The 12281-nt window shown below is 73.2% G+C and carries 13 protein-coding genes; 8 read left to right on the top strand and 5 right to left on the bottom strand.

Going from position 1 to position 12281, the window contains the following annotated elements; translation table 11 throughout:
* Nucleotides 1-6: 6 nt before the first annotated feature.
* Entirely contained in the window at nt 7-1005 is a 999-nt protein-coding gene (gene cydB, locus ACQP12_RS17615; protein ID WP_433280217.1) for a cytochrome d ubiquinol oxidase subunit II, read from the top strand.
* 65 nt (nt 1006-1070) lie between these two features.
* On the opposite strand, the gene ACQP12_RS17620 is transcribed toward cydB, so the two are convergent.
* From ACQP12_RS17620 to ACQP12_RS17630, 3 genes are all read right to left on the bottom strand, one after another.
* A complete protein-coding gene (locus ACQP12_RS17620) occupies nt 1071-1961 on the bottom strand; it encodes a GNAT family N-acetyltransferase (protein ID WP_433280219.1) in 891 nt (296 codons plus the stop codon).
* 195 nt (nt 1962-2156) lie between these two features.
* Complete coding sequence (locus tag ACQP12_RS17625; protein WP_357946512.1) at nt 2157-2837, bottom strand: hypothetical protein; 681 nt, start codon at nt 2835-2837, stop codon at nt 2157-2159.
* 67 nt (nt 2838-2904) lie between these two features.
* Entirely contained in the window at nt 2905-3747 is an 843-nt protein-coding gene (locus ACQP12_RS17630) for a patatin-like phospholipase family protein (RefSeq protein WP_433280221.1), read from the bottom strand.
* Between the two features lie 77 nt (nt 3748-3824).
* On the opposite strand from ACQP12_RS17630, the gene ACQP12_RS17635 reads away from it, so the two are divergent.
* The gene (locus ACQP12_RS17635) at nt 3825-4553 is read left to right on the top strand and encodes an SDR family NAD(P)-dependent oxidoreductase (RefSeq protein WP_433280223.1); all 729 of its coding nucleotides are present in this window, start codon (nt 3825-3827) and stop codon (nt 4551-4553) included.
* 50 nt (nt 4554-4603) lie between these two features.
* On the opposite strand, the gene ACQP12_RS17640 is transcribed toward ACQP12_RS17635, so the two are convergent.
* Nucleotides 4604-4729 (bottom strand): MFS transporter small subunit, encoded by a 126-nt coding sequence (locus ACQP12_RS17640; RefSeq protein WP_357946504.1) that lies wholly within the window; start codon nt 4727-4729, stop codon nt 4604-4606.
* Complete coding sequence (locus ACQP12_RS17645; RefSeq protein WP_357946498.1) at nt 4726-6144, bottom strand: OFA family MFS transporter; 1419 nt, start codon at nt 6142-6144, stop codon at nt 4726-4728. Before ACQP12_RS17645 ends, ACQP12_RS17640 begins: the two co-directional genes overlap by 4 nt.
* A gap of 176 nt (nt 6145-6320) precedes the next feature.
* On the opposite strand from ACQP12_RS17645, the gene ACQP12_RS17650 reads away from it, so the two are divergent.
* From ACQP12_RS17650 to ACQP12_RS17675, 6 genes are all read left to right on the top strand, one after another.
* The gene (locus tag ACQP12_RS17650; RefSeq protein ID WP_433280226.1) at nt 6321-6893 is read left to right on the top strand and encodes a GNAT family N-acetyltransferase; all 573 of its coding nucleotides are present in this window, start codon (nt 6321-6323) and stop codon (nt 6891-6893) included.
* A gap of 34 nt (nt 6894-6927) precedes the next feature.
* Nucleotides 6928-7779 carry a pyridoxal kinase PdxY gene (gene pdxY / locus ACQP12_RS17655; RefSeq protein ID WP_357946492.1) on the top strand — a complete coding sequence of 284 codons (852 nt, stop codon included), beginning with the start codon at nt 6928-6930 and terminating at the stop codon, nt 7777-7779.
* A gap of 155 nt (nt 7780-7934) precedes the next feature.
* Nucleotides 7935-8879, top strand: coding sequence for a TerC family protein (locus ACQP12_RS17660; protein WP_433280228.1), 945 nt, complete (start codon nt 7935-7937; stop codon nt 8877-8879).
* Between the two features lie 66 nt (nt 8880-8945).
* A complete protein-coding gene (locus ACQP12_RS17665) occupies nt 8946-9398 on the top strand; it encodes a helix-turn-helix transcriptional regulator (RefSeq protein ID WP_357946487.1) in 453 nt (150 codons plus the stop codon).
* Nucleotides 9399-9403: 5 nt separating this feature from the next.
* Nucleotides 9404-9814, top strand: coding sequence for a VOC family protein (locus tag ACQP12_RS17670; RefSeq protein WP_357946484.1), 411 nt, complete (start codon nt 9404-9406; stop codon nt 9812-9814).
* An 83-nt stretch (nt 9815-9897) separates the two neighbouring features.
* Complete coding sequence (locus tag ACQP12_RS17675; protein ID WP_433280230.1) at nt 9898-12276, top strand: ATP-binding cassette domain-containing protein; 2379 nt, start codon at nt 9898-9900, stop codon at nt 12274-12276.
* Nucleotides 12277-12281: the final 5 nt, after the last annotated feature.

The following is a 12281-nucleotide window of genomic DNA, read 5'->3' on the forward strand; positions in this document are numbered from 1 at the left end:
CCCACCGTGGAACTGACGACCGTCTGGTTTCTCCTCGTCGCCGTGCTCTTCACCGGCTACTTCGTCCTCGAAGGCTTCGACTTCGGCGTCGGCATGCTGCTGCCCGTGCTCGGCCGCGACGACCGGGAACGCCGCGTCCTCATCAACACCATCGGCCCGGTCTGGGACGGCAACGAGGTCTGGCTGATCACCGCCGGCGGCGCCATGTTCGCCGCCTTCCCCGAGTGGTACGCCACCCTCTTCTCCGGCTTCTACCTGCCGCTGCTGCTGATCCTGCTCGCCCTCATCGCCCGCGGGGTGGCCTTCGAGTACCGGCACAAGCGCCCCGAGGCGGCCTGGAAGCGCCGCTGGGACACCGCCATCTTCGTCGGTTCGCTGCTGCCGGCGATCCTGTGGGGCGTCGCCTTCGCCAACATCCTGCGCGGCGTGCCGCTGACCGCCGACCACGAGTACGCCGGCGGCCTGCTCGACCTGCTCCACCCGTACGCCCTGCTCGGCGGGGTGACCACCCTGGGCCTGTTCCTCACCCACGGCGCGGTGTTCCTCGCCCTGAAGACCAGCGGCGACATCCGGGAACGGGCGGGCGCGCTGGCCGTCCGGCTCGGCGCCGGCACCGCCGTGGTGGCGGTGGCCTTCCTGGCCTGGACGCTGACCATCCGCTCCAGCGGGGCCGCCGTCGTGCTCGCCGTCGGCGCCGCCCTGGCCCTGCTCGCCGGTGTCGCGGCCGCCCGGGTACGCCGGGAGGGCTGGGCGTTCACCGGCACCGCGGTGGCCATCGCCCTGGCCGTGGCGACCCTGTTCGCCGCGCTGTTCCCGAACGTGCTGCCCTCCACCCTGGACGCCGCCGGCACGCTCACCGCGACCAACGCCGCCTCCACCCCCTACACCCTGAAGATCATGACTTGGGTGGCGGTGGTGTTCACCCCGATCGTGCTGGCCTACCAGGGCTGGACCTACTGGGTGTTCCGCAAGCGGATCGGGGTACAGAACATCCCGCAGCACTGACGAACCTGCGGGCGCGGGTGACGCGGGGCCGGTGCGAGGGGGTCGCACCGGCCCCGCGGGGCGTCTCAGACCAGGTCGATCCGCTCCCACTCGACCGGGTAGCCGGCCCGGGTGAAGGTGGCGGCCATCGGCGCGTTGCCCTGATCGGTGGCGGCCACGATCGTGTCGGCGCCCGCCTCGACCAGCAGGTGGGTGCCCTCGACGAGCAGGTCGAAGGCGTAGCCGTGGCCGCGCTGGCCGGGCAGCACGCCGACGAACCCCACGATGTGGTGGGCCTGGTTGTGCGTCGGCACGACCAGACCGACCGGCTCGCCGCCGGGGGTGAACGCCATCCGCCACCAGTCCCGAGGGCTCGGCATCCAGCGCAGCTGCTCCAGCTCCTCCTGCGCTGCCGCGAGCGGGCCGTGGGCGGCCGCCGCGGCCCGGAAGTGGGCGTCCAGGCTGCCCTCACCGATGCGGCGCAGCACGTCCAGGATCACCGCGTCGTCCGGCTCGGGCCGGAACTCCAGCCGCCCCGGCCGGGCCGGCAGGCCGCACCCGGGTGTCCAGTGGTAGCGGTACCGCTCGACCAGCACCCGCATGCCGGCCGCTGTCGCGGCGTCGATGCGGGCCTGCGCCTGGGCGCGCACCGCGGGATCCTGGCGCCAGCCGTAAGGGAGCAGGATCGAGTACTCGGCGCGCAGCGGCGCCGCGCGCAGCAACTCCACGGCCGCCCGCGCGTCGGTGAAGTCGAACCAGCGCAACGCCAGCGGCGCGGGGTCGTCCGGCCCGGCCCACCAGACGGCACGGGCGACCACCTCCCCGTTGCGCAGTGCCACCCAGGTCCACTCGGGGCGGAAGCCGCCGCCGGCGTACGTCTCGCCGAGCAGGGCGCGCCCGACCAGCCCCGGGTCGGGCAGGGAGTCGAAGAGCTTTTCCTCGCCCGCGACGAGCGGGCGGATGACCAGATCGGTCATGAAGGTCCTTCCAGGAAGCGGCACGCTCCCCGGTTCAGGAACCCGACGTCCTCGCAGCCGGGTGGGAGCGCGTGACAGTCGTGCGTGCCATGGCGCTCACCTCCCTCCGGTCTCGTTCGAGGACGCGGCGGAACGGTAGCAGACGGCCCACGCCCCGGCCGAGGTGTTTTCCGGCCGGGGCGCGACGCGGCGGGCTCAGCGGGCCTCGCGCAGCTCCGCCAGCCGGGCCTCGATCTCGGCCAGCTCGGCGCGCAGCTTCTCCGCCTGCTGCTCCGCCTCGGCCCGCTCGGCGGCCAGGATCTGCTCCACCGCCTCCTGCACGCCGGGCACGTCGACCAGCGCCACCATCCGCAGCGCCTCGGCCGGCTTCACCACGTACGGCCTGGCGAGGGCCTTCGCGCCCTGCTGCGCCGCCACCGTCCACTCGCCCTCGGCGTAGGCCAGCGTCACCGTCAACCCGGCCGGGGTCTTCGGCTTGACCGCCTTCACCGCCCGCCGCGCCGGCTTCGGCTCCGCCTGCTGCTCCACCCTCGGCTCCTCCCGCCGCGGCGCCGGCACCGGCGGCGCGTCCAACACGAACTCCGGCTCCGCCGGCGCGGCCTCGACCGGGGGCTCCGGCTTCGGCTCCGCCGGCCGCCGCCCGGCCCCCTTCGGCGCGATCGCCACGTCGGTGGGGGAGAAGGGCAACTCGTCGCGGCCGAACCGCACCACCACGAACTCCTCGGACACCTCCGGGTCGGTCAGCTCCACCACCTGCCCGAGCTGGCCCGCCATCTGCCCGGCCGCCGCCGTGAACACCACCCTGGGCTTGCGGCCGGCCGCCAGCGCCTCCCGGATGCCCTGTACCTCGTCAGTGGACAAACCCTGGCCCGCCATCACAGCCCTCTTCCGTACCCGTGTCTGATGCCTGCCTTGATACCAGCCGGCACCGACACCCGGAAGATCAACCCCCGGCCATCCAGACGGCGGACACCTCCTCGGCCACCGCGGCCGCCTGCGCGAACCCGGCCCGCGCCGACGCCGCCCGCCGGGCCGGATCCAGCACGTTGCGTCCGATCGCCGCCCGTGCCGCCCGGTCCGGCGACACCACCGCCACGCCCGCGCCCGCCGACCGCAACCGCGCCACCTGCGCCGACAGCTGCGGCATCGGCCCGAACCCGGCCCGCGTCGGGGCGAGCACCACCACCGCCCGCGCGCCGGCCGCCAGGTCCGCGTTCACCGCCGAGCGCACCCCACCGTCGACGTACCGCCGGCCGCCGATGGTGACCGGCGGCCACACCCCCGGCACCGCGCAGCTGGCACCCACCGCGTCCACCAGCGCCACCCCCGAGCCGGCGTCGAAGACCACGAACTCGCCGGAGGCCGCGTCCACGGCGGTCACCAGCAGCCGCCGCGGGGGCCATTCCCGCACCGGCAGCCGCGCCGCGATGACCGCCCGCCGCGACTCCTCAGACGGGGTACGCGCCGCCAGGGCCATCGCACCGACCCGGGCCCGCGCCAGCACCTCGTCGCGCCCACGGGCGCCCGCCCACGCCCAGCGGGCCAGCACCCCGACCCCCAGCCGGGCCGCCACCTCACCCCGGGCGGGGCGCAGCTGCGCCGCGTACAGCTCCTCGACCGGCGTGCCGGAGCACACCTGCGCGCCCACCAGCGAACCGGCCGAGGTGCCCACCACCAGCTCCGCCCCGGTGAGGTCCAGCCCGCGCGCCGCCAGCCCGGCCAGCAGCCCCAACTCCCAGGCCACGCCGGTCACCCCACCGCCACCCAGCACCAGCGCCCGCGTCATGTGTGATCGTCCTCTCCACCGGATGCCGCGCCGATCACGGTAACGTCACCCGCACCGCCAGGGCAGGGGAGAGAACATTGACCTCCGTCACCATCGTCACCGGTGGGGGGCGCGGCATCGGCGCGGCCACCGCCCGCCGCCTCGCCGCCGCCGGCCACGACGTGGTCATCGGCTACCGCAGCGACCACGCCGCCGCCGACGCCGTCCTCGCCGACGTGCGGGCCGCCGGCCGCCGCGGCGTGGCCGTCGCGGCCGACACCACCGACCCCGACGAGGTCCAGCGCCTCTTCGACGCCGCCGCGACGCTGGGCCCGCTCACCGGCCTGGTCAACAACGCCGGCATCACGAGCCCGATCGGGCCCTTCACCGACCTGCGCGTCGAGGACCTGCGCCAGGTCGTCGACGTCAACCTCGTCGGGTACGTCCTCTGCGCCCAGCAGGCCGCCCGGCGCATGACCGGTGGCGGCGCCATCGTCAACGTCTCCTCGGCCGCCGCCACCCTGGGCAGCCCCGGCGAGTACATCCACTACGCGGCCGTCAAGGCCGCCACCGACACCCTCACCGTGGGCCTCGCCAAGGAACTCGCCCCGCGGGGCATCCGGGTCAACGCCGTCGCCCCCGGCATCATCCGCACCGACATCCACGCCCTGTCCGGCGCACCCGACCGCCCCGAGACCGCGGCCGGCCGCGTCCCGCTGGGCCGCGCCGGCGAACCCGACGAGGTCGCCGGCGCCGTCGCGTTCCTCCTCGGCCCCGACGCCTCCTACACCACCGGCGCCGTCCTGCGCGTCGCCGGCGGCCTCTGACAGCGTGGGCGGCCCGGGGGCGGGTCGCCCCCGGGCCGCCGCCGCGTGCGCTAGTGGGTGAACAGCTTCGCCGCCGTGATCACCGTCTGCACCACGCCGTACCCCAGCAGCGCCGACACCACCACCCACGACACCACCAGGCGGACCCGCTGCCCGCCACCGTCCTGCTCGTTCACGACCCGCTCCTCTCCGCCGTCACCGGCTGCGCTCCCTGGACACCGTCCGGACCCGACGCGGGCTCGTGGAACCGTTCCGGCACCGGCCGGATCAGCAGGTTCGCCACGAAACCGACCGCCAGCACCCCGACCATCGTGAACAGCGCCGGCCGGTACGCCGCCGCCGTCAACGTGCCCGGCTTGCCCTGCGCGTCCAGGAACGCGTTCACGATCAGCGGACCGGCCACCCCGGCCGCCGACCACGCCGTCAGCAGCCGGCCGTGGATCGCGCCCACCTCGAACGTGCCGAACAGGTCCCGCAGGTACGCCGGCACGGTGGCGAACCCGCCGCCGTAGAACGACAGGATCACGCACGCGAACAGCACGAACAGCCCCGTCGCCGCCTGCCCGAACAGGGCCAGCAGCACGTACAGCACCATCCCGACCCCGAGGTACAGCAGGTAGATCGGCTTGCGGCCGATCAGGTCCGACGTCGAGGACCAGACGAACCGGCCGGCCATGTTGAACAGCGACAGCAGGCCCACGAACCCGCCGGCCGCCGCCACCGACACCGCCGAGGTCCCGTTGTCCCGGAAGAAGTCCTGGATCATCGGGCTGGCCTGCTCCAGGATCCCGATCCCCGCCGTCACGTTGCAGAACAGCACCACCCACAGCAGCCAGAACGAGCGGGTCTTCACCGCGTTCGCCGCCGACACGTTCGCCGTGGTCACCAGCGGTTTCGCGGCGACCCGCGCCGGGTCGAACCCGGCCGGCCGCCAGTCCGCGGCGGGCACCCGCACGTTGAACACCCCGACCATCATGATCACGAAGTAGCCGACGCCCAGCGTCAGGAACAGCCACACCAGGGCGCCGCCCGACGCCGTCGAGCCGGCGTTCGCCGGGTCGTACCCCGGGTCGTAGAACGACAGCAGCTGCCGGGACAGGGGAGAGGCCACCATCGCCCCACCACCGAACCCCATGATCGCCAACCCGGTCGCCAGGCCCGGCCGGTCCGGGAACCACTTGATCAACGTGGAGACGGGGGAGATGTACCCGATCCCCAGCCCGATCCCGCCCAGCACCCCGTACCCGAGGTACAGCAGCCACAGCTGCGTCGTGGCGATGCCGAGGGCGCCGACCAGGAACCCGGCCGCCCAGAAGCACGCCGAGACGAACATGGCCTTGCGCGGCCCGTTCGCCTCGACCCACGTGCCCGCCACCGCCGCCGACAACCCCAGCATCACGATCGCGATGCTGAAGATCACCCCGATCGCCGTCTGACCCGTGTCGAAGTGCGCGATCAGGGAGTTCTTGTACACGCTGGTGGCGTAGACCTGCCCGATGCAGAGATGGATCGCCAGCGCGGCGGGCGGTATCAGCCAGCGGCTGTAGCCCGGCGGCGCGACGGTGTGCCGACGATCGAGTGCGGAAAGCATGGGTGCTTCCTCTCGGGAGAATGGTGCGACACCCGTTCATGCCCCCGGCCCGTGCCGCGGCGAAACCCGCCACGCGCCGGGCGGTCGAAACGCTGAGCCGAGCGGTCGCCCCTCCCGGCGCCCCCGCACCGGCCGTCGCGCGGCCGTCACCGCCCGTCGTGGCGGATCATGGGCACATGCCGCTGCTCACCACCCCCGCCCTGCGTCCCGGCGCCCTCGCCGGCCAACCCCAGCCCGACCTCGACGCCGGCGACCTGCTCCTGCGCCCCTGGCGCCCCGACGACCGGCCCGCCGTCGTCGCCGCGTACGCCGACCCGGCCGTCCGCCGCTGGCACTGCCGTGCCATGACCGACGACGAGGCCCGCGACTGGATCGACTCCTGGCCGCGCCGCTGGCGGCAGGAGACCGGCGCCGGCTGGGCGGTCACCGACCACACCGGCGTGCTCGGCCAGATCAGCCTCCGCACCCTCGACCTGCCCGAGGCCCAGGCCGAGGTGTCGTACTGGGTGCTGCCCGCCGCCCGGGGCCGGCGCGTCGCCGCCCGCGCCCTGACCGCCCTGGCCGCGTTCGGCTTCGACGGGCTCGGCCTGCACCGCGTCTGGCTGCGCCACTCCACCGCCAACCCGGCCTCCTGCCGGGTGGCCGACCGCGCCGGCCTCACCGCCGAGGGCACCCACCGCGGCGCCGCCCGGCACACCGACGGCTGGCACGACATGCACGTGCACGCCCGCCTGCGTACCGACACCTGACCGGCGCCGCCGCCACGGATGCGACGATGAGCCCGTGAAGATCCTGTCCATCCAGTCGTCGGTCGCCTACGGGCACGTCGGCAACTCCGCCGCCGTGTTCCCGCTGCAGCGGCTCCGCCACGAGGTGTGGCCGGTGCTGACCGTGCACTTCTCCAACCACACCGGGTACGGCGCCTGGCGGGGCCCGCTGCTGCCCCCGGCCGACGTCGCCGAGGTGATCGCCGGCATCGAGGACCGCGGTGTCCTCGGCACCGCCGACGCGGTGCTCTCCGGCTACCAGGGCGACCCGGCGATGGGCGCGGTGATCCTCGACGCGGTCGCGCGGGTGAAGGCCGCCAACCCGGACGCCCTGTACTGCTGCGACCCGGTGATGGGCGACGTCGGCCGGGGCATGTTCGTCCGGCCGGGCATCCCCGAGTACCTGCGCGACACCGTCGTGCCCCGCGCGGACATCGTCACCCCGAACCAGTTCGAGCTGGAGTTCCTCGCCGGCCGCAGCACCGACACCCTGGACGACCTCCTCGCCGCCGTCGACGTCGTCCGCGCCACCGGACCACGGCACGTGCTGGTCACCAGCGTGCTGCACGGCGACCTCCCCGCCGGGTCGCTGGAGGTCGTGGCCGTCTCCGACGACGGCGCCTGGGCGGTCACCACGCCGCTGCTGCCGATCACCCCCAACGGCGGCGGCGACGTCACCGCCGCGCTCTACCTCGCCCACCTCGCCACGTCCGGGTCACCGGAGACGGCCCTGGAACGCACCACCAACTCCATCTACGCCGTCCTCGAGGCCACCCTGGCCGCCGGCACCCGGGAGCTGCAACTCGTCGCCGCCCAGGACGCCATCGCCGACCCGCCCACCCGGTTCGGCGCCCGCCGGCTGCGCTGAGCGGACACCCGCCGCGCCGGTCGGGGGACTTCGCCGGACCGCCGTTCCCCGACCGGCGGCTCGCCTAGGCTCGAAAGGCGACGCAGCCCGCCGCCGCGCCCGCGGGCCGGCACGGGCCCCCGGCCCCGCCCTGCTGCGAACGCGGAGGACGCCGGATGGAGGGAACCACCTTCACGGCGCCGGCCTGGGCCTGGCTGGCCGTCGGCGCGGTCATCGCCGTCATGCTCGCCGTCGACGTGTTCTCCCACCGCGACCACCACGTCATCGAACTGCGCGAGGCGCTGCTCTGGAGCGCGGTGTGGATCACCGCTGGGGTCACCTTCGGGCTGGTGATCTGGCTCTGGCGCGGCAGCGGGCCGGCGGTGGCGTACTACTCCGGGTACCTGCTGGAGAAGGCGCTGTCGGTCGACAACGTGTTCGTCTTCGCACTGCTGTTCGGATACTTCCGGGTACCCGCCGCGTACCAGCACAAGGTGCTCTTCTGGGGGGTGCTCGGGGCCCTCGGCTTCCGGCTGGTGTTCATCTTCGCCGGCGCGGCGCTGCTGGAGCGCCTCACCTGGGCCGGTGTCGTGCTCGGGGCGTTCCTCATCTGGACGGGCTGGCGCCTCGCCGTCCGCGGCGAGCCGGACGTCGACCCCGACCGCAACATCGCCGTCCGGATCTTCCGCCGGCTGGTGCCCACCGAGTCCCGCTACCACGACGGCCGCTTCACCGCCCGGATCGACGGCCGCCGCAAGGGCACCGTGCTGCTGATCGCGTTGGTGGCGATCGAGGCCACCGACGTCGTCTTCGCCATCGACTCGGTCGCGGCGATCCTGGCCATCACCACCAACACGTTCCTGGTCTGGACCGCCAACGCCTTCGCCGTGCTCGGGCTGCGCAGCCTGTACTTCTGCCTGGCCGGCCTGCTGCGGCACTTCGGCTACCTGCGCTACGGGCTGGCGGTGCTGCTCGCGTTCGCCGGGGTGAAGCTGATCCTCGCCGAGACCCCGGTGGGCAAGCTGCCGGTCTGGCTCACCCTCGCCGTGGTGGTGCTGACCCTCGCCACCGCCGTCGGCTGGAGCGCGGTGGCCGCCCGCCGGGGCGCCCGAGCCCGCTGACCGGCCCGCCGGACACCCACCGCGACGCGGTGGGCAACCCCCACGCGACGTGGCACGATCTGGCAGGTGACCAGCAGTTCCGACCCGGCGCAGCACCTGCGCGACCTCACCCGGCTGCGCCGCGTCCGCGACCGCATCGACCGCGAGTACGCCCAGCCATTGGACGTCGAGGCGCTCGCCCGCGGCGCGCACATGTCGGCCGGGCACCTCAGCCGCCAGTTCCGGCTCGCCTACGGCGAGTCCCCGTACGCGTACCTGATGACCCGGCGCATCGAACGGGCCATGGCGCTGCTGCGTCGCGGCGACCTCAGCGTCACCGAAGTCTGTTTCACGGTCGGCTGCTCGTCGCTGGGCACCTTCAGCACCCGCTTCACCGAACTGGTCGGCATCCCGCCGAGCACCTACCGGGCCCGGGCCGCGGCCGGCGGCGCCAACGAGCTGCCGCCGTGCCTGGCCAAACAGGTGACCAGACCGATCAGGAATCGAGAAGCGCCCGCCGTCACGCCGCACCTAGCCTGACTGCCATGGACATCACCATCAACACCACCGTCCTCCCGCACGACGACCCCGACGCCTCGCTGGCCTTCTACCGCGACGTCCTCGGTTTCGAGGTCCGCAACGACGTGGGACAGGGCCGGCTGCGCTGGATCACGGTCGGCCCCGCCGGGCAGCCCGACACGTCCATCCTGCTGGCGCCGCCGGCCGTCGACCCCGGGGTCACCGACGAGGAGCGCCGTACCATCGTCGAGATGATGGCCAAGGGCACCTACGGTTGGATCCTGCTGGCCACCCACGACCTCGACGCCACCTTCGAGAAGCTCCAGGCCGGCGACGCCGAGGTGGTCCAGGAGCCGATCGAGCAGCCCTACGGCGTCCGCGACTGCGCGTTCCGCGACCCCGCGGGCAACCTGATCCGGATCAAGGAGCTGCGCTGATCTGTCGGACCGACATGATCAGATCGAGCCAGCCGACGCCGACGGAGGCCGCGGAGGCGGCCCACGTGACAGATGGAGACACGATGAGGACGGACACCCCGTCGCCCGCGCAGCACGTCGCCGACACCCATGACCTGATCCGCGTGCAGGGGGCACGCGAGAACAACCTCAAGGACGTCAGCATCGAGATCCCGAAGCGCCGGCTGACCGTCTTCACCGGCGTCTCCGGCTCCGGCAAGAGCTCACTGGTGTTCGGCACCATCGCCGCGGAGTCGCAGCGGCTCATCAACGAGACCTACAGCGCCTTCGTGCAGGGCTTCATGCCGACCCTCGCGCGGCCCGAGGTCGACGTCCTCGACGGGCTGACCACCGCGATCATCGTCGACCAGGAGCGGATGGGCGGCAACCCCCGCTCCACCGTCGGCACCGTCACCGACGCCAACGCCATGCTGCGCATCCTCTTCAGCCGCCTCGGCCAACCCCACATCGGGTCGGCCCAGGCGTTCTCCTTCAACGTCGCCTCCATCAGCGGCGCGGGCGCCGTCACCCTCGAACGTGGCGGTCAGACCACCAAGGAGCGCCGCAGCTTCAGCATCACCGGCGGCATGTGCCCACGCTGCGAGGGCACGGGCTCGGTGACCGACTTCGACCTGACCCAGCTGTACGACGACAGCAAGTCACTCAACGAGGGCGCGCTCACCGTCCCCGGCTACAGCATGGACGGCTGGTACGGCCGCATCTTCAGCGGCTGCGGCTTCTTCGACCCGGACAAGCCGATCCGCAGGTTCACCAAGAGGGAGCTGCACGACCTGCTCTACAAGGAGCCGGTCAAGATCAAGGTCGAGGGCATCAACCTGACGTACGAGGGCCTCATCCCGAAGATCCAGAAGTCGATGCTGGCCAAGGACGTCGACTCGATGCAGCCCCACATCCGCGCCTTCGTGGAACGGGTCGTCACCTTCACCACCTGCCCCGACTGCGAGGGCACCCGGCTCAGCGAGGCGGCCCGCTCGTCGAAGATCAGCGGCATCAGCATCGCCGACGCGTGCGCCATGCAGATCAGCGACCTCGCCGCCTGGGTACGCGGCCTCGACGAGCCGTCGGTGGCCCCGCTGCTGGCGAAGCTGCAGCACACCCTCGACTCGTTCGTCGAGATCGGGCTCGGCTACCTGTCCCTCAGCCGGCCGTCCGGAACGCTGTCCGGCGGCGAGGCACAGCGCACCAAGATGATCCGCCACCTCGGCTCCTCGCTCACCGACGTGACCTACGTCTTCGACGAACCCACCATCGGGCTGCACCCCCACGACATCCAGCGGATGAACGACCTGCTGCTGCAACTGCGCAACAAGGGCAACACCGTCCTCGTCGTCGAGCACAAACCCGAGACGATCGCCATCGCCGACCACGTCGTCGACCTCGGCCCCGGCGCCGGCACCGCCGGCGGTGAGGTGGTCTTCGAGGGCACCCTGGACGGGCTGCGGGCCAGCGGCACGCTCACCGGGCAGCACCTGGACGACCGGGCCCACCTCAAGCCGTCCGTCCGCACCCCCTCCGGAACGCTGCAGGTGCGCGGCGCCGACACCCACAACCTGCGCGACGTCGACGTCGACATCCCGCTCGGGGTGCTCGTCGTCGTCACCGGCGTGGCCGGCTCCGGCAAGAGCTCACTCATCCACGGCTCGGTGTCCGGGCGCGACGGGGTGGTGACGGTCGACCAGGGCGCCATCCGCGGCTCCCGGCGCAGCAACCCGGCCACCTACACCGGGCTGCTCGACCCGATCCGCAAGGCCTTCGCCAAGGCCAACGGCGTGAAGCCCGCGCTGTTCAGCGCCAACTCCGAGGGCGCCTGCCCCACCTGCAACGGCGCCGGCGTCATCTACACCGACCTGGCCATGATGGCCGGCGTCGCCACCACCTGCGAGGAGTGCGAGGGCAAGCGGTTCCAGGCATCCGTCCTGGAATACCACTTCGGCGGCCGCGACATCAGCGAGGTGCTCGCCATGTCCGTCACCGAGGCCGAGGAGTTCTTCGGCGCCGGCGAGGCCCGCACCCCCGCCGCCCACAAGATCCTCGACCGGCTCGCCGACGTCGGCCTCGGCTACCTCACCCTCGGCCAGCCGCTCACCACCCTGTCCGGCGGCGAGCGCCAGCGCCTCAAGCTGGCCACCCAGATGGCCACCAGCGGCGGCGTCTACGTCCTCGACGAGCCGACCACCGGCCTGCACCTCGCCGACGTCGAGCACCTGCTCGCCCTGCTCGACCGCCTCGTCGACTCCGGCAAGTCGGTCATCGTCATCGAGCACCACCAGGCCGTCATGGCCCACGCCGACTGGATCGTCGACCTGGGTCCCGGCGCCGGACACGACGGCGGCCGGATCGTCTTCGAGGGCACCCCCGCCGACCTCGTCGCCGCCCGCTCCACCCTCACCGGCGAACACCTCGCCGCCTACGTCGGCGCCTGACCGAC

The organism is Micromonospora sp. CA-244673 (assembly GCF_050948395.1).
In the GTDB taxonomy this organism is placed as follows: Bacteria; Actinomycetota; Actinomycetes; order Mycobacteriales; family Micromonosporaceae; genus Micromonospora.